Here is a 16,003-nt window from a genome sequence, read left to right as displayed (position 1 = left end):
CCGAAACCATGGACCCGAAGATGTACGCTCCGCGCTTTAGCAAATTGAGCCAGGCCCTCCATTCCGCCGACGCCGACGTGTGGGCGGTGAGCGATCGCGCTCACCAGCTGGCAGACAAAGGTGAAGATGTAATTTTCCTGTGTGTCGGAGATCCAAACTTTGATACCCCCGAGCCCATTCTGGATTTCGCTCGCGCCCGTCTCGGTGTAGGTCGCACCCACTATTCCCCCGCTGCCGGTGAGCTGGTGCTGCGCCGCGCAATTGCCGATATCGAAAGCAAGGTTAGTGATCACCCCTGTAGCCCGGATGATGTAGTGGTATTCCCCGGCGGCACCAATGCCATTTTCGCGGTGCTGTCGTGCCTGCTGAATCCCGGTGAGCAGATCGTTATCCCCGAACCCATGTATATCGGCTATGTGCCGATCACCGACGCGTTGCAGCTGGACGTGAAGAAGGTTTCCTGCCCCGCGGACAAGGGCTTCGCCTTTGAGATTGAATCCATCAAACAGGCTATCGGTGAAGATACCCGCGCGGTGATGATCAATACGCCGGTCAACCCCACCGGTGCCATGGCGACCCCGGAGCAGCTGCGCGAGCTGGCGAGCTATTGCCGCGAGCGCGGTGTGTGGCTGATCTCCGATGAAATGTACTCAATGATCACCTTTGCACGTCGCCATACTTCTCTGCGCACTGCCGCTGAGAAGCTTGATAACGTGGTCGTGATCGACGGCTTGTCCAAGTCCCATGCCATGAGTGGCTGGCGCCTGGGTTGGGCTGTGGCACAGGGCGAACTGGTCGAGCGGCTGATCGAATACGCCGGCGCTACTATCTTCGGTTGTCCTCAATTTATTCAGGAAGCCGCCGCGTTTGCACTGGAATTTGATACCTACTTTGTGAAGCAGATGCGCGACGCCTATGAGCGTCGCCGCGACCTGATTGTGGAGCGAATTGGCAAGATCCCGGGGCTGAGCTGTTTCTCACCGGAAGCGGGCATGTTTGTAATGGTGGATGTTTCCGCCGTTGCCCACGATGGCGAAGCCTTCGCCAGCGCGTTGCTGGATGCGGAGCGCGTGTCGGTGTTGCCGGGTAAGCCATTCGGCCCGAGCGCGGTGAACCATGTGCGCCTGACCCTGGCAGCGGATGAAGCCGACTTGTCACGTGCGTTGGATCGCATCGAACGCTTTGTGATGGATGGTTGCCTGAAGGCGGGATAGTAGAAGGTGGGATAGTTGAAGGCGGGATTATGCCGAGTTGCCGATCATGTGTTTCGGTGTCGCGTATTTCCCGCTATGCTGTTTCGGAATTGACCCTGTTTAAGAAATCAGTCGATAGCATTTGCCGTGAAAATTGATCGCCACAACCTCAAAATCCTGGAAGTCCTGCAGACCAATGCGCGTATCAGCAATCTGAACCTGGCGGATCAGATAGGTTTGTCGGAAAGTGCCTGTCTGGCGCGGGTAAAGAAACTCACCAGTGAGAAGTTTATTCGCGAGTACCAGGCCGAGGTGAACCTCGACAAGGTGCGTCATGCGGAGTTCTATGTAAACGTGGCACTCAAGCGCCAGGACGCGCGCACCAGCGAAAGCTTTCGTCGCGCCATCAACAAGATTGAGCAGATTGTTTCCTGTGTGAAAATGTCTGGCGAGTTCGACTATATGCTGCGGTTTGTGTGCCCGGACGCCGGCGACTTTAACCGGGTGTCCGAGCAATTGCTGGCCGATGAAGATGCGGCTATTACCCGCATGACTTCACATCTGGTGATTGAAAAAACCAAACCGTTTAATGGTTATCCGCTCGAGTTGTTGTTCCAGGACTAGTTTTTCCAGAGCTAGTTATTCTTGGATGAGCAGCCCACCATCCAGCCAATACCGCGCTTGGCGCAGATATCTGCAAATCAGATCACCAGAGCAATGGTCCGATCCACCAGCCACAGCGCGGAGACTCCCCCCACCAGATAAGCGACTGGCAGTGCACTGGCGACACTCGCCGAATGGCCGGTGCGCAGTTCCCACTGGTGCACGCTGGGTAGCTTCCTCAACGTTAGCGTCAACATGCTTACCGCGACGATAAAGGCCAGTTGGCCGGCCTCTACACCCAGGTTGAATACCGCCAGTGATAGGGGGATTTCGTGGGCGGGTACGCCGATTTCGGAGAGTGCTCCGGCGAACCCAAAGCCGTGCAGCAGACCGAATGCAAATGCCACCAGCCAGGGCTTGCGAATGGCGAGGGTGCTGCGACCTTCCAGCTTGTGCAGTATTTCCACCGCGATAAACACAATGCTCAGGGCAATCACCGCTTCCACCGGCCCCTGAGGAACTGACACAAGCCCGAGCACCGCTGCCGCCAGGGTAATACTGTGGGCAAGGGTAAAGGCGGTGATGGTGGTGATCAGCTGCTTGGTCCCGGTGACCAGGACCATCAACGCCAGCACAAACAGCAGGTGGTCGATGCCCAGTAAAATATGTTCAACACCTAAAACAAAGTACATGCTGGCAATCTCCCTTTTGCCCGCTTTGTTTTCTACCCGCATTTGCGGGCTATCCGGCAACAGGCGCGCCACCTGCTCGCGCCCATCCAGCCATTGGATGCGTACCAGAGTATCCGTGAGGGTGTTTTCCAGGCCATCGATCGCGATAGTGCTGTCAACAAACCCATTTGGATGGCTCGCGCGCCAACGCTCCACGTAATAGCCGCCGGCAAAAAGTGCGGTGGGCAAACTTCGAGGCTGGCTTTGCTGGTCAAAAACCACATCCAGTGACAACCTCAGGTCTCCCTGCGCCGGCACGCGCCAGGTCACGTCAAACTCTCCCGGAACGACTTCCTGCAAGGTCAAAGCCGCAGGGCGCAATTCGTGCGCCTGCAGCGAGAATGACAGCAGCAGGATGAACACCGCAAGCAGGCTTTTCACTGGCGGGCGACCTCCCCGGCGGCGGGCTCATCCGTAGCGGTTATTGGGGACTCTGCCGATGTAGATTCCGCAGCGGGTGACAGCGGCGCGATGGAAACCGTGTATTTGTCCCGCAGGGTTTGATACTGGACGTGCAGCACGTCTTTGCGCTCTGCCTCTTGCCAGTCGCTCAGTATCTGGTCGCGGATTTCAGTAAACGCTGGCTGAACTTCGGGTACCAGTTCGGTAATGCGCACCAGATGCTCGCCGTAGGCCGAGGTCAGTGGTCCGGTCCATTCACTGGTGGGCAGGTCGACAAGCTGCAGAGAAAAGTCGCTGCCGAAAACACGGTCAATACGTTCCGGTGTTACCGACTCGAATCGATAATCCAATAGCGAGCGATCACCGAGCTTGCGTGGATCGCGGCCGGCGGTCAGGCGGGTGAGAACGATACGGGCGTCTTCTGCGACTTCGGCGCGCTTATCACTGTCGAGAAAAATCTGCTCAAAACTGTATTGCGCCGGGCTGGTGTATTCCTGCAAATTTTCCTGGTGGAATTGCTGCAGTATCTGCTCGGACGGCTCGATGGCATCCACCAGGTCTTTTGCCAGGAATTCCATCTTGGTGCGCAGACGGCGGCGGATAACCGCGTCGTTCTGGTCGAGCCCCATATTCAGCGCTTCACGGTAAAGTACCTCTTCGCGCACATACTCGTCGATCAGGCGTTGGAGCTCCTGGTCGCTGGGCGGACGCTGCCAGCCCCGTTCAAAGATTGAGGAGATGTTGCGAATGCGCGCCTCACTGATGAGGATCTCTTCTTTAGAGGCGAAGCTGCCACTCTGAAAAATACTGCTGACACCAAAGAGTAGCGCCCCGATCAGGGCAAACTGGACACTGGGATCCTTGATCCAATGCAGCTTCATCTGTGAACTCCGATTTATCGATGTTATGACGTGACGACAGGTAAAGCTCAGTGAGAAAAAATTCTCATACCCTTGAGGGTAGTCCATGCTCGCGCATTCGAAAGGGAATATAGTTGGTGAAAAAACACGGGGTCAGGGGAAATAGGCAAGAAATGTAGTAATTCACGGCAACGGGAAACTACACTGAACGCTGGAGTAGTATTTGGCGCAGCTTCAATGGTAATAAAGGTTTTTGTAATGAAATTTACGACAATCTGTTCACTTGCATTCGTCGCGTGTGGCCTGGTTCTTGGCGGTCACGCACAGGCGGATAGTGTCGAGGACAAGTACAAGAAGTCCTGTCACATCTGTCACGATACCGGGGTGGCCAACGCACCGAAGGTACACGATGTGGAAGCCTGGAAACCGCGCCTGGATAAAGGCATGGACACGCTGGTTAACTCGATAAAAAACGGCCTCAATGCCATGCCTCCGGGCGGCATGTGTGCCGATTGCAGCGATGAAGACTACAAAGCGTTGATCGAGTTTATGTCCAAACCGAAACAGTGAGCTGGCAGGCCTGCATTGTGAATAGCCTGCAGGCTGCGTAGCTTTTCGTCCCGGGTTCGACTGGGGCGGGATAGAGAGGGTTTGCAGGAGCCTGAACTACAGGCGAAGTGGTGACTGGGCTAATTGCCTGTAGCGCAGGTCCTGCAGGATTCAGTTTGGCCTATCCGACGTCAGTTGGCGTAAGCCTAGCCAAAATTATGACGGTTTTTTGAACAGATCTGTGTCGTTTCAGCGCATCTGCCGTTAGCTTGGCAGTGCTTCTCGCCGGAACTCCGTTGGTGTCTTCTCGTGCCGGCGTTTGAATGCGGCGTTAAACGGGCTGAGCGAGCGGTAGCCGATATCCAGCGCAATACTTAGCACCGGCAGGTGCGCCTCATCCGGGTCAGCCAGGCGCTGGCTCGCCTCGTCAATACGATACTGGTTCAGGTACTCGTTAAAATTCCGAAACCCCAAGTGCTTGTTGATTAATGCGCGCAGGACGTGTTCTTTTGCGTCCAGCTGTTCCGCCAACTCCCGAATGGTCAACCCGGTGTGACGGTAACCTCCCGCCGCCATATGGTCCTGTAGGCGCACCAGCAGCTGACGTTGTGGCTCGTCCAGTGGCTCCAGTGTTTTCTCCGGCGCCTCGTCAATTTCGGGTACGTGACTTGCCGGAGGCAATGAATCTTCAAGCGCCTTGGGCGAAAGGGACAGCAGCCAGAAGCAGGCTCCAAACGCCAGTAAGGTTGCGGTTACTGCATGCAGGGTGGGGATACCCGCAGGCGTCGGCAGGAAGGAAAACAAAAACTCCGCACACACCACGATAAGCATGTATCCGCCAATGGCAATTAAAAGAGTGATGCGTAGCTGACGGCGCTCAGCGACTAGGTCGGACTGTAATTGCTGCAGCAGCGTCGCCAGTCCCGCGCCAATCAGGCCGAGCTTGAACGGTTGTGCGAACAGGTAAAAGAAGTGGTGCAGGTTCAGCTGGCTGGCAAAGTCGATCGCGAGCCCCACGGCAATGATTCCCCAGCCCCACTTGGGAAACGCCTCCTGATCACTGCATAACTGGTGGGTAAACAGCCAGAAGGTGCCGGGAATCAAAATGGTGGGGAGGGACACCAGCAGGCGAACATGAAAGTTCTGATCGCTGAGCAGTGGTCCGAGCAGGTAGCAAAAAATACCCAGCAGCAATACAACTAGCCAGCGGCTGTCTCTGCGCTTGTGGCCAATGGAAATCCTGACCGCGGCCAGCAGCAGCAAACCGCAGGCTGCGCCGGTAAAAAAGCTATACGCCATGGATCAGGTACCTCTTCCCGTGTGCTTTTTATTTTTTACTAATACCTGAGGGTTGTCGCGCGCTAGCGCCAGCGATCTACCCAGGCATCCAGGACCTTGCGGCTGTAGGTGTGGCGGCCGTAGCTGCCGTTGTAGTAGGCCAGCGCGTTGGGCATATTGCCCTTGGCCTTCTTGATGTAGTGTTTGAGGATGGTGCAACCGTAGCGAAGGTTGGTGTCCATATCGATCAGGTTATCTTCCGGACGGCCAATTTCATTTTTCCAGAACGGCATTACCTGCATCATCCCCTGTGCTCCCACCCGCGACACGGCGTAGGGGTCAAAGGCACTTTCTATTTGAATAACCGCCAGCACGATTTCCGGCTGTAGGTCTGCGCGGGTGGCTTCCCGGTGAATGGCCTTGAGCACATGCATGCGCCGCTCGGGATCTTTGATGTAGCGCGCCAGCGGTTGCGATTTTGCCATCAGCCACACTTCCGCATCGAAGCGGTCGACAAACGAGTCGGCTTCGGTCACCGCGCCTTTCAGCGCTGCCAGCAGCTGCGGGTCCGCCTCCTTGGACTGGGCGGATACCGCGCTGCTCAGCAGGCAAAACAGGCACAGCTGACAAAGCTTGAGTGTGGCGAGGGCAAGTTTCATCAGTGCGGGATTTTCTCGAGTAAAATATCCAGGATCTGATCGGCGGAAAACTCCTGGTTCTCGGAGTCTCTGCGACCTTTGTACTCGATATTACCTTTTTCCAGGCCGCGATCGCCAACCACGATGCGGTGCGGGATGCCCATCAGTTCCACATCTGCGAGCATGCCGCCCAGACGCGCCTTGGGCTCGTCCATAAGCAGTACATCGATACCTTTCGCGGTCAATGTCTCGTAGATGTGCTCACACTTCTGCTGCACGGCTTCGCTCTTGTGCATATTGATCGGCACAATCGCCAGCTGGAACGGTGCAATAGCTTCCGGCCAGATAATGCCAGCGTCATCGTGGTTCTGCTCGATCGCGGCGGCAACCACCCGGGAAACGCCAATGCCGTAGCAGCCCATGGTCATGACCTGCTCTTTACCATTTTCATCCAGTACGCTGGCATTCATGGCTTCACTGTACTTGGTGCCCAGCTGGAAGATGTGGCCCACCTCGATACCGCGTTTGATTTCCAGGGTGCCCTGGCCGTCGGGGCTGGCATCGCCGGGAACCACATTGCGCAGGTCTTCCACGCGTCCCAACGTTACGTCGCGCTCCCAGTTCACACCTGTCAGGTGGTAGTCGCCCTTGTTGGCACCGCAGACAAAGTCCGCCAGGTGTGCCGCGGCACGGTCGACGATGACATCGATCTGCATGCCGACCGGGCCGAGTGAGCCGATGCCGCAACCCAGTTCCGCGGCGATGCGCGCTTCCGGGGCGAACTCCAGCGGGCTGGCAACACCGGTCAGTTTCTCGGCTTTCAGTTCATTCAGGTCGTGGTCGCCGCGCAGTACCAGGGCGACCAGCGGCGCTTCGCCACCTTCCTCTTCGGTTTCACCCAGTACGATCAGGGTTTTTACGGAAGTATTCGCGGCAATGCCGTAAGCCTCTTCCAGTGCGGCGATGGTCTTGTGGCCCGGGGTGTGCAGTTCTTCCATGGCCTTGCTGGGCGCCGGGCGCTCGCCGGCGGGGGCAACGGCTTCTGCCAGCTCGACGTTGGCGGCGTAGCGGCTTCCAGAAGAGAAGGCGATGTCGTCTTCACCGCTCTGCGCCAGAACGTGGAATTCATGGGAGTGGGAGCCACCGATGGAGCCCGTGTCCGCCAGTACCGGGCGGTAATCCAGACCAATGCGGTCGAAGATGCGGCAGTAGGCACCGTGCATTACATCGTAGGTTTCCTGCAGCGACTCGGCGCCGAGGTGAAAGGAGTAGGCGTCCTTCATGGTGAACTCGCGCGCGCGCATTACACCGAAGCGCGGACGGATTTCATCGCGGAATTTGGTCTGGATCTGGTAAAAGTTTGCCGGCAGCTGTTTGTAGCTGTTTACCTCGGTGCGGATCAGGTCGGTGATCACTTCCTCGTGGGTTGGGCCGAGGCAAAAGGCGTTGTCGTGGCGATCCTGAATGCGCAGCAGTTCCGGACCGTACTGCTGCCAGCGGCCAGACTCTTCCCACAGCTCCGATGGCTGTACCACCGGCATCAACACTTCCAGTGCACCCGCGCTGTTCATTTCTTCGCGTACGATGCGCTCCACCTTGCGCAGTACGCGCAGGCCAGTGGGCAGCCAGGTGTACAGTCCAGAGGAAAGGCGGCGGATCATGCCGGCACGCAGCATCAACTGATGACTGATGACTACTGCGTCATTGGGGGTTTCTTTCTGGGTGGCAATCAGATAGCGGGATGCGCGCATAGTGCTTTCTTTGTTCTGTGTGTGAAATTGTAAGGGCGGCCATTTTACGCTGCAGGATGCCCCTATTGGTAGGGGGAGCCATAAACAGAAAACCCCGCAGAAGCGGGGTTTTCGTGACGGAGAAGCGCGAGGATTAGGACTCGGCCATTTCCTTCATCTTCTTCAGCGGGCGAATTTTCACCTGAATGCTCGCAGGCTTGGCCTTGAACACGGTCTCTTCGCCGGTGAACGGGTTGATGCCCTTGCGTGCCTTCTTGGCCGGCTTCTTCACGGTGGTGATTTTCATCAGGCCCGGCAGTGCGAATTCGCCAACCGCGCGCTTCTTGATGTGGCCGTGGATCAGGTCGTTCAGCTCGTCCAGAACAGACTGAACCTGCTTGCGGGACAGCTCGGTGTTCTCGGCGATCTGGTTCAGGATCTGAGTTTTGGTGTACTTGTCTTTGATTGCAGTCACTTTCTTGGCCGGAGCGGCCTTGGCTGCTGCTTTCTTGGCTGGAGCCTTCTTGGCTGCTGCCTTCTTGGCGGGGGCTTTCTTAGCTGCTGCTTTTTTCTTCGCGGCCATCGTTAGCTTCCTTCTATATAGGTGTTTATTCCAGTGAAAGTGTGTGTACAACAGGGATAACCGAAGTACTGAGCTGAAGTATATCCAGTTTTTTTCTGCGCGCACCGGGTTAAATCAGAAAAAAAGTGCTTTTTTTCAGGGTTTTGGCTGAAAAATGGCCCGTAAATTGTCAGTGCGCGGTACCGATAGCCCTCTTTGGCCCGGATTGCGCTTTCCCGCTTGTTGGCAGCTTCTTCCCATGCAGGTGCTCATGTATAATCTGCGCCCCTTTATATCCAGTGAGATCCGGATTAGAGCCATGCCGATCTACGAATACCAGTGCAAGGCCTGTGGGCACCAGATGGAAGCCCTGCAGCGTATGAGCGATGCTCCGCTGACCGATTGCCCAGAATGTAACAAAGCGGAATTGAGTAAAAAGATCAGTGCCGCCGGATTCCGCCTCAAGGGTGGCGGCTGGTACGAAACCGACTTCAAAACCGGCAGCAAGAAGAATCTTGCCGGTGATGCCGCCAAGCCTGCCGGGAAATCCGGTGGCTCGGAAGCCAAAGCCAGCTAAGAAAGCGAATACAAGACGATACTACTAAGGGAATAAGACTCCATGCGCACCGACTATTGTGGCGCCCTGCGATCCGCCGATATTGACCGCGAAGTAACCCTGTGTGGCTGGGTAGACCGCCGCCGCGATCACGGTGGGGTGATCTTTATCGACCTGCGCGACCGCGATGGTATTGCCCAGGTGGTTTTCGATCCCGATGCGGCAGAGCATTTCGAACTTGCCGACCGTGTGCGCAGTGAATATGTCCTCAAGGTTACCGGCCGTGTGCGCGCCCGGGCCCCGGAAGCGGTGAACCCGAATATGGTCACCGGTGAGATCGAGGTGTACGGCCTGCAGTTGGAAATTCTCAACAGCGCAGAAACCCCGCCTTTCCAGCTGGATGAGCACACTGCGGTGGGCGAAGATGTACGCCTTAAGTACCGCTACCTCGACCTGCGTCGCAACGAAATGCAGCACAACCTGCGTTTCCGCTCCAAGATCACCAACGCCATCCGCAATTACCTGGATGACGAGGGTTTCCTGGATATCGAAACCCCGATCCTGACTCGCGCAACCCCGGAAGGCGCCCGCGATTACCTGGTGCCCAGCCGTACCCACGGTGGCAAGTTCTTCGCCCTGCCGCAGTCGCCGCAGCTGTTCAAGCAGTTGCTGATGGTGTCCGGCTTCGACCGCTACTACCAGATCGCCAAGTGCTTCCGCGATGAGGACCTGCGCGCGGACCGTCAGCCGGAATTCACCCAGATTGATATCGAGACCGCGTTCCTGGATGAAAACGCGATCATGTCGATCACCGAAAACATGATTCGCAAGCTGTTCAAAGAACTGAAAGGTATCGAGCTGGGCGAGTTCCCGCGTATGCCGTTCAGTGAGGCGATGGCGAAATTCGGTTCCGACAAGCCAGACCTGCGTATCCCGCTGGAACTGGTCGACATCAAAGATTTGATGACCGAAGTGGACTTCAAAGTGTTCTCCGGTCCGGCCAATGATCCGAAAGGCCGGGTGACCGCGCTGAAGGTTCCCGGTGGCAATGACAAACTGACCCGTAAGCAGATCGACGACTACACCAAGTTTGTCAGCATCTACGGTGCAAAAGGCCTGGCGTACATCAAGGTCAACGACAAGTCCGACCTGGAAGGCGGTTTGCAGTCGCCGATCGTCAAGTTCCTGCCGAACGACGTGCGCGGCGCAATCCTCGAGCGCCTTAACGCCGAAAACGGCGACCTGATCTTTTTCGGCGCCGACAAGGGCAAGGTGGTTTCCGAAGCCCTGGGTGCACTGCGTTGCAAGCTGGGTGAAGACTTGGACCTGTATGTGGCCGAGTGGGCGCCGCTGTGGGTTGTGGACTTCCCAATGTTCGAAGAGAACGATGACGGCAGCCTGACCGCATTGCACCACCCCTTCACCGCGCCGTCGTGTGCGCCGGAAGAGCTGGAGAAGAATCCGCTGGAATCCCTGTCCCGCGCTTACGATATGGTGCTAAACGGTACCGAACTGGGGGGCGGTTCCATCCGTATCCACGACCAGTCCATGCAGGAAACGGTGTTCCGCGTGCTGGGTATTGATGAGCAGGAACAGCGCGAGAAGTTCGGCTTCCTACTGGACGCGCTGAAATACGGTGCGCCTCCCCACGGTGGTCTGGCCTTCGGCCTCGACCGTCTGGTGATGCTGATGACCGACAGCGAGTCGATTCGCGACGTGATCGCCTTCCCGAAAACCCAGAGCGCGGCCTGTGTTATGACCGACGCGCCGGGTGCGGTAGACGCCAAACAGTTGCGTGAGCTGAGCATTCGCCTGCGTCAGAAAGAAGAGCAGGTAGGCTAACGTATCCTGTGCTGCCCCGGTTTTCGCTGGGGCATATCAGGTGTGTATGCGCCTCATAACGAAGTAGACCGGAGAGAGTTCGATGGCGGGACATAGTAAATGGGCCAACATCAAGCACCGCAAAGCTGCTCAGGATGCCAAGCGGGGCAAGGTTTTCACCAAGATCATTCGTGAGCTGACCGTAGCGGCGAAGGCTGGCGGCAACCCGGATGACAACCCCGCACTGCGTGCCACCATTGATAAGGCGCTGGGCGCCAACATGAAGCGCGATACCATCGATAAGGCCATCGCCCGTGGCGCCGGCAATGCCGATGGTGAAAACTACGAAGCGGTCACTTATGAAGGTTACGGCGTTGGTGGTGTAGCGGTGCTGGTGGAATGCCTGACCGACAACCGCAAGCGCACCGTCGCGGAAGTGCGTCATGCCTTCACCAAGCGCGGTGGTAACCTGGGGACCGACGGTTCCGTGGCTTACCTGTTCGCGCGCAAGGGCCAGATGTTTTACGAGGCCGGCGCCGACGAGGATGCGCTGATGGAAGCGGCTTTGGAAGCGGGTGCCGAAGACATCGAGACCAATGACGACGGCAGCATCGAGGTGACCACCGAGTTTACCGACTACCTGTCTGTAAAGGATGCGCTGACCGAGGCGGGCTTTACCCCCGACAATGCAGACATAGCTATGATCCCTTCCACCACAGTCCCCATGGATAAAGACGGCGCTGAGAAGGTGCTGGCACTGGTGGATATGCTGGAAGACTTGGACGATGTGCAAAACGTCTACACCAATGCGGATATCCCGGAAGAGGTGATGGCGGAGCTCGCCTAAAAGCTACTGCGCGTGCGCCTAGCGGCGTCCGGCGGTGCTCGGAATGCTCATGTACTATTTGTACATTCCGCTTCCTCCGCTCCGGCGGCCACCACCAGCCACCCGCTCGCTACGCTTTTCGAGTATCGTATGAATGCCCCGCTTGTCGGGGCATTTTTGTTTCTGCCCCCAGAGATTTCCTTTCTATCCGGGTCGATGCCGTTGGGCGTGCCTTGACGCCCCGGCGTCGCCTTGGGACACTGCGCGTTATTAATTGTATAAATGTACAGGGGTGGTCTTAGGTGACTCGAATCCTGGGGATAGACCCCGGCTCGCGCAAGACCGGTTACGGAGTCATCGATGTGGAGCGCTCCAATGCCCGCTATGTGGCCAGCGGTGTGATCAAGTTGCCCGACGGCCCGCTGCCCGAGCGCCTGAAACTCATCTTTGATGCCGTCAGTCAGATTGCCCAGCAGTACCAGCCGCAGCAGATGGCCATTGAAAACGTGTTTATGTCCAAAAGTGCCGGCTCGGCCCTGAAATTGGGGCAGGCGAGGGGGGCCGCCATCGTCGCGGCGACCCACGCCGATCTGCCGGTGGCCGAGTACGAGGCGCGCAAGGTCAAGCAGGCGGTGGTGGGTAACGGTGCTGCGGACAAGCTGCAGGTGCAGCATATGGTCAAGACCCTGCTGAAATTGCCCGCGTCCCCACAGGAGGATGCCGCGGATGCACTGGCGGTGGCGCTGTGTCATATGCACACCATGCAGACCCTGATTCAGTCATCGGCCGGGTCGCGTGCGCGTTTCCGCCGCGGCCGCCTAAGTGTGGATTAATGAGTGAATTAGTCGGCCGAAGCCGACCATTAGATAATTTGAAATTGGAAAGCAGATGATAGGAAGACTCACCGGAACGTTGGCTGCGGTACAGCCGCCGCAATTGCTGGTCGATGTGCAGGGCGTCGGTTATGAGGTGCTCGCGCCCATGACCACCATTTTCGAGCTGCCGCAGCTCGGTAGCAGCGTGCAGCTGCACACCCATCTGGCGGTGTCGGAGACTTCCCAGCAACTGTTTGGCTTTATCCGTGAGTCCGACCGGCAGCTGTTCCGCACCCTGATCAAGGTGAATGGCGTGGGCCCCAAAATGGCGCTGGCAATCCTTTCCGGGTTGGACGGCGCGGCGCTGGCGCGCTGCGTGGCGGACGATAACGTCGGTGCGCTGGTGAAAGTGCCGGGCGTCGGTAAGAAAACCGCCGAGCGCCTGATTATCGAGTTGCGCGGCAAGCTTGCCCCGCAAACCGGTGACCTGGGCGATATCCCGTTGATGTCCACCAACAATGAACCCAAGGTGGACCACTCCGGTGAGGCAGAAAGCGCGCTGGCGGCGCTGGGCTATAAGCCCACAGACGCTACCAAAATGGTGGCCCGGGCGCTCAAAGAGCAGCCGGAGGCCGATAGCGCCACCCTGATCCGCCTTGCCCTGAAGAGCATGGCACCCGCTTGAGCCTGAACCGCAGCAGCCCGGACTATTTGAAGAGAATTTCCCGTGATTGAAGCTGATCGTCTTATCGCCCCCGAACCACAGGGTCCTTCCGGCCAGGAAGAGCAGTACGACCGTGCGGTGCGCCCCAAAACCCTGTCCGATTATGTCGGTCAGCCGGTGGTGCGGGAGCAGATGGAGATCTTTATCCAGGCCGCCAAGCTGCGCAACGAGGCGTTGGACCACACTCTGGTGTTCGGCCCGCCGGGTCTCGGTAAGACCACGCTCGCCAATATCATTGCCGCGGAAATGGGCGTGGCAATCAAGACCACATCCGGCCCGGTACTGGAGAAAGCCGGCGACCTTGCGGCGATCATGACCAATCTCGAACCCGGCGATGTGCTGTTTATCGATGAGATCCACCGCCTGAGTCCGCATGTAGAGGAGGTGCTGTATCCGGCGATGGAGGATTACCAGCTGGATATCATGATTGGCGAGGGGCCGGCAGCGCGTTCCATCAAGCTCGACCTGCCGCCGTTTACCCTGGTCGGCGCCACCACCCGCGCGGGCCTGCTTACCTCACCGCTGCGCGACCGCTTCGGCATTGTGCAGCGTCTCGAGTTTTACAGTGTGGAAGATCTCACCAGTATTGTGGCGCGCTCCGCGGGCCTGATGGGTGTGGATATGGACGAGGGTGGTGCCCACGAGGTGGCGCGCCGTGCCCGCGGCACCCCGCGTATTGCCAACCGCCTGCTGCGCCGGGTGCGCGATTATGCCGAGGTGAAAAGCGACGGCCATGTGAACGCCGATATCGCCGATCTTGCACTGAATATGCTGAACGTGGATGCGCGCGGATTCGACCAGTTGGACCGCCGTATGTTGCTGACCATGATCGAGAAGTTCGATGGTGGCCCGGTAGGTGTCGACAGCCTGGCGGCCGCGGTCAGTGAAGAGCGCGACACCATCGAAGATGTGCTTGAACCCTACCTGATCCAGCAGGGCTACCTGACTCGCACCCCCCGTGGTCGCGTGGTGACAGCCCTGGCCTATGAACATTTCGGCATTCCCAAGCCAGACCGGGCCTAATTGGGACTGACCATACCTGACGAACCGGTCTACATCCTGTAGCATGTCCCTCAAACCGCGCTCAACAAGAAAAATGCGTGCGCGGTCGGCAAGATAAGGATGGTGCGTGTCAGAACCTTTCAATATTCCCATTCGCGTCTATATCGAGGATACGGACGCTGGCGGAATCGTCTATTACGTCAATTATTTAAAGTATATGGAGCGCGCGCGCACAGAATTGGTCCGTGCGCTCGGCTATGATAAGCCCGCCATGCCACAGCAGGGGCTGTTGCTGGTGGTCCACTCCGCGGAGATCCAATACCGTCGTTCGGCATTGCTCGACGATGAACTCCGGGCCAGTGCCGCCGTGGGCAAGGTCGGTCGCGCCGCCGTTACCTTTGAGCAAAAAATTTGGCGCGGTAATGAAATTATTTGTGAGGGTGTGGTCAAAGTGGCTTGTGTGGACGATGCAAGCCGCAAACCCTGCGCTCTCCCTGAAAACATCCATCAAGCATTGAAGGCAGCGAGTCAAAATTCATGAACGCCGGTGAACAACTTTCCCTGTGGGGGCTGATATCCAGCGCCAGTCTATTGGTGCAGTTGGTAATGCTGATGCTGCTGCTGGCCTCAGTCATTTCCTGGGTAATGATCATTCAGCGCGGTAGCTACCTGTCGCGGGCGCGCAAGTCCATGATCAACTTCGAGCGCAAGTTTTGGTCCGGTGCGGACCTGAACCAGCTGTTCCGCGATGGCAATGCCGCAGCGGAGAAGGGCAAGATTGACGGTGTGGAATCCCTGTTCCGTGCCGGTTTCACCGAATTCACCCGCCTGCGCCAGCAGGGCAAAAGCAGCCCGGCGGCGGTGATGGAGGGCACCGAGCGCGCCATGCGTGTGGCCATGTCCCGGGAGCAGGAGAAGGTGGAAATGAACCTGCCGTTCCTCGCCACCGTCGGCTCGGTGAGCCCGTATATCGGCCTGTTCGGCACCGTATGGGGGATTATGAACTCCTTCCGTGGCCTCGCCACCATGCACCAGGCGACCATTGCTACGGTAGCGCCGGGCATCTCCGAAGCCCTGATTGCCACGGCGATGGGCCTGTTTGCGGCAATTCCAGCGGTAATGGCATTCAACCGCTATTCCGCCAAGGCGGAGTGGCTGCTGTCCAGCTATGAGACCTTTGCTGAAGAGTTCTCCTCCATTCTGCACCGCAGGGTGCATGCCGCCGGCTGAGGCGCCGGACGCAACGCTGTGCAAAGAGCTGAATCATGAGCAATTTTCGCAAACCCGCCAAACGCAAGTTGGTCTCCGAGATCAACGTGGTGCCTTACATCGATGTGATGTTGGTGCTGCTGATTGTGTTTATGGTGACCGCGCCGCTGTTGATGCAGGGCGTGAAGGTCGACCTACCCGATGCCCCTTCTGCCCCCATTGATGACACCGACGACGAACCGCTGATTATCTCGGTGAAGGCGGATGGCACCTATTACCTGAACCTTGGTGAAGATGAGCAAGTGGCCAAGCCGCTGAAGGAAATCAAGGACACCGTGGCCAAGGTACTGCGTCAGAAGCCGAAGACACCAGTACTGGTGTGGGGCGATACGGATGCAAAGTACGGCCTGATCGTGGGTGCGATGACCCATCTGCAGCAGGCCGGCGCGCCCAGTGTCGGCCTGGTCACCGAGCCGCCGTCGCAGTGAGCTGGAGCTGAACCCA

The 16,003-nt window shown here is 57.8% G+C and carries 18 protein-coding genes; 12 read left to right on the top strand and 6 right to left on the bottom strand.

Translation table 11 applies throughout. The annotated features are described in order from the left end of the window. Nucleotides 1-8 precede the first annotated feature (8 nt). Nucleotides 9-1,214 (top strand): pyridoxal phosphate-dependent aminotransferase, encoded by a 1,206-nt coding sequence (locus KUV22_RS14270; RefSeq protein ID WP_261319554.1) that lies wholly within the window; start codon nt 9-11, stop codon nt 1,212-1,214. A gap of 126 nt (nt 1,215-1,340) precedes the next feature. Then, the gene (locus tag KUV22_RS14265; RefSeq protein WP_043317624.1) at nt 1,341-1,817 is read left to right on the top strand and encodes an Lrp/AsnC family transcriptional regulator; all 477 of its coding nucleotides are present in this window, start codon (nt 1,341-1,343) and stop codon (nt 1,815-1,817) included. A gap of 77 nt (nt 1,818-1,894) precedes the next feature. Here KUV22_RS14265 and KUV22_RS14260 read toward each other — a convergent pair whose 3' ends face one another. Together KUV22_RS14260 and KUV22_RS14255 are read right to left on the bottom strand one after the other, a co-directional pair. Further along, nucleotides 1,895-2,908 carry a HupE/UreJ family protein gene (locus tag KUV22_RS14260; protein WP_222232178.1) on the bottom strand — a complete coding sequence of 338 codons (1,014 nt, stop codon included), beginning with the start codon at nt 2,906-2,908 and terminating at the stop codon, nt 1,895-1,897. Further along, nucleotides 2,905-3,810 (bottom strand): peptidylprolyl isomerase, encoded by a 906-nt coding sequence (locus KUV22_RS14255; RefSeq protein ID WP_222232176.1) that lies wholly within the window; start codon nt 3,808-3,810, stop codon nt 2,905-2,907. Before KUV22_RS14255 ends, KUV22_RS14260 begins: the two co-directional genes overlap by 4 nt. 237 nt (nt 3,811-4,047) lie before the next feature. On the opposite strand from KUV22_RS14255, the gene KUV22_RS14250 reads away from it, so the two are divergent. Continuing rightward, nucleotides 4,048-4,359 (top strand): c-type cytochrome, encoded by a 312-nt coding sequence (locus tag KUV22_RS14250; protein WP_222232174.1) that lies wholly within the window; start codon nt 4,048-4,050, stop codon nt 4,357-4,359. Between the two features lie 243 nt (nt 4,360-4,602). Here KUV22_RS14250 and KUV22_RS14245 read toward each other — a convergent pair whose 3' ends face one another. The 4 genes from KUV22_RS14245 to KUV22_RS14230 form a co-directional block, all read right to left on the bottom strand. Beyond that, nucleotides 4,603-5,637: a helix-turn-helix domain-containing protein gene (locus tag KUV22_RS14245; protein WP_222232172.1), complete on the bottom strand. Its 1,035-nt coding sequence runs from the start codon at nt 5,635-5,637 to the stop codon at nt 4,603-4,605. Nucleotides 5,638-5,699: 62 nt separating this feature from the next. Next, nucleotides 5,700-6,275 (bottom strand): lytic transglycosylase domain-containing protein, encoded by a 576-nt coding sequence (locus tag KUV22_RS14240; protein ID WP_222232171.1) that lies wholly within the window; start codon nt 6,273-6,275, stop codon nt 5,700-5,702. Further along, on the bottom strand, nt 6,275-8,005 hold the full coding sequence (locus tag KUV22_RS14235; protein WP_222232170.1) for a proline--tRNA ligase: 1,731 nt from the start codon (nt 8,003-8,005) through the stop codon (nt 6,275-6,277). Before KUV22_RS14235 ends, KUV22_RS14240 begins: the two co-directional genes overlap by 1 nt. Nucleotides 8,006-8,138: 133 nt before the next feature. Next, nucleotides 8,139-8,567 carry an HU family DNA-binding protein gene (locus tag KUV22_RS14230; protein ID WP_010131025.1) on the bottom strand — a complete coding sequence of 143 codons (429 nt, stop codon included), beginning with the start codon at nt 8,565-8,567 and terminating at the stop codon, nt 8,139-8,141. 298 nt (nt 8,568-8,865) lie between these two features. Between KUV22_RS14230 and KUV22_RS14225 the strand changes: the two genes are divergently transcribed. The 9 genes from KUV22_RS14225 to tolR all read left to right on the top strand — a co-directional run bounded on the left by KUV22_RS14225 (nt 8,866) and on the right by tolR (nt 15,987). Beyond that, the gene (locus tag KUV22_RS14225) at nt 8,866-9,123 is read left to right on the top strand and encodes an FmdB family zinc ribbon protein (protein WP_222232169.1); all 258 of its coding nucleotides are present in this window, start codon (nt 8,866-8,868) and stop codon (nt 9,121-9,123) included. A gap of 42 nt (nt 9,124-9,165) precedes the next feature. After that, a complete protein-coding gene (gene aspS, locus KUV22_RS14220) occupies nt 9,166-10,944 on the top strand; it encodes an aspartate--tRNA ligase (RefSeq protein WP_222232168.1) in 1,779 nt (592 codons plus the stop codon). Between the two features lie 82 nt (nt 10,945-11,026). Then, a complete protein-coding gene (locus KUV22_RS14215; RefSeq protein ID WP_222232167.1) occupies nt 11,027-11,770 on the top strand; it encodes a YebC/PmpR family DNA-binding transcriptional regulator in 744 nt (247 codons plus the stop codon). 281 nt (nt 11,771-12,051) lie between these two features. Beyond that, entirely contained in the window at nt 12,052-12,582 is a 531-nt protein-coding gene (gene ruvC, locus KUV22_RS14210) for a crossover junction endodeoxyribonuclease RuvC (protein WP_222232166.1), read from the top strand. A 55-nt stretch (nt 12,583-12,637) separates the two neighbouring features. Then, nucleotides 12,638-13,249 (top strand): Holliday junction branch migration protein RuvA, encoded by a 612-nt coding sequence (gene ruvA, locus KUV22_RS14205; RefSeq protein ID WP_222232165.1) that lies wholly within the window; start codon nt 12,638-12,640, stop codon nt 13,247-13,249. Between the two features lie 42 nt (nt 13,250-13,291). After that, nucleotides 13,292-14,311 (top strand): Holliday junction branch migration DNA helicase RuvB, encoded by a 1,020-nt coding sequence (gene ruvB, locus KUV22_RS14200; protein ID WP_010131018.1) that lies wholly within the window; start codon nt 13,292-13,294, stop codon nt 14,309-14,311. Between the two features lie 106 nt (nt 14,312-14,417). After that, complete coding sequence (gene ybgC, locus KUV22_RS14195) at nt 14,418-14,831, top strand: tol-pal system-associated acyl-CoA thioesterase (protein WP_198039992.1); 414 nt, start codon at nt 14,418-14,420, stop codon at nt 14,829-14,831. Beyond that, complete coding sequence (gene tolQ / locus KUV22_RS14190) at nt 14,828-15,520, top strand: protein TolQ (RefSeq protein ID WP_010131016.1); 693 nt, start codon at nt 14,828-14,830, stop codon at nt 15,518-15,520. Before ybgC ends, tolQ begins: the two co-directional genes overlap by 4 nt. Before the next feature lie 35 nt (nt 15,521-15,555). Continuing rightward, nucleotides 15,556-15,987, top strand: coding sequence for a protein TolR (gene tolR / locus KUV22_RS14185; RefSeq protein WP_222232164.1), 432 nt, complete (start codon nt 15,556-15,558; stop codon nt 15,985-15,987). Nucleotides 15,988-16,003: the final 16 nt, after the last annotated feature.

Source organism: Microbulbifer agarilyticus, from assembly GCF_019800665.1.
Lineage (GTDB): Bacteria > Pseudomonadota > Gammaproteobacteria > Pseudomonadales > Cellvibrionaceae > Microbulbifer > Microbulbifer agarilyticus_C.
Note: the sequence above shows the minus strand (reverse complement) of the source record. Positions and strands in the feature narration are given on the sequence as shown.

Excerpts from the sequence above, each read along its gene's own strand:
- KUV22_RS14270 (WP_261319554.1), top strand. The coding sequence starts at position 9 with ATGGACCCGAAGATGTACGCTCCGCGCTTTAGCAAATTGAGCCAGGCC.
- KUV22_RS14255 (WP_222232176.1), bottom strand. The coding sequence starts at position 3,810 with ATGAAGCTGCATTGGATCAAGGATCCCAGTGTCCAGTTTGCCCTGATC.
- KUV22_RS14250 (WP_222232174.1), top strand. The coding sequence starts at position 4,048 with ATGAAATTTACGACAATCTGTTCACTTGCATTCGTCGCGTGTGGCCTG.
- KUV22_RS14245 (WP_222232172.1), bottom strand. The coding sequence starts at position 5,637 with ATGGCGTATAGCTTTTTTACCGGCGCAGCCTGCGGTTTGCTGCTGCTG.
- KUV22_RS14240 (WP_222232171.1), bottom strand. The coding sequence starts at position 6,275 with ATGAAACTTGCCCTCGCCACACTCAAGCTTTGTCAGCTGTGCCTGTTT.
- KUV22_RS14235 (WP_222232170.1), bottom strand. The coding sequence starts at position 8,005 with ATGCGCGCATCCCGCTATCTGATTGCCACCCAGAAAGAAACCCCCAAT.
- KUV22_RS14230 (WP_010131025.1), bottom strand. The coding sequence starts at position 8,567 with ATGGCCGCGAAGAAAAAAGCAGCAGCTAAGAAAGCCCCCGCCAAGAAG.
- KUV22_RS14225 (WP_222232169.1), top strand. The coding sequence starts at position 8,866 with ATGCCGATCTACGAATACCAGTGCAAGGCCTGTGGGCACCAGATGGAA.
- aspS (WP_222232168.1), top strand. The coding sequence starts at position 9,166 with ATGCGCACCGACTATTGTGGCGCCCTGCGATCCGCCGATATTGACCGC.
- KUV22_RS14215 (WP_222232167.1), top strand. The coding sequence starts at position 11,027 with ATGGCGGGACATAGTAAATGGGCCAACATCAAGCACCGCAAAGCTGCT.
- ruvA (WP_222232165.1), top strand. The coding sequence starts at position 12,638 with ATGATAGGAAGACTCACCGGAACGTTGGCTGCGGTACAGCCGCCGCAA.
- tolQ (WP_010131016.1), top strand. The coding sequence starts at position 14,828 with ATGAACGCCGGTGAACAACTTTCCCTGTGGGGGCTGATATCCAGCGCC.
- tolR (WP_222232164.1), top strand. The coding sequence starts at position 15,556 with ATGAGCAATTTTCGCAAACCCGCCAAACGCAAGTTGGTCTCCGAGATC.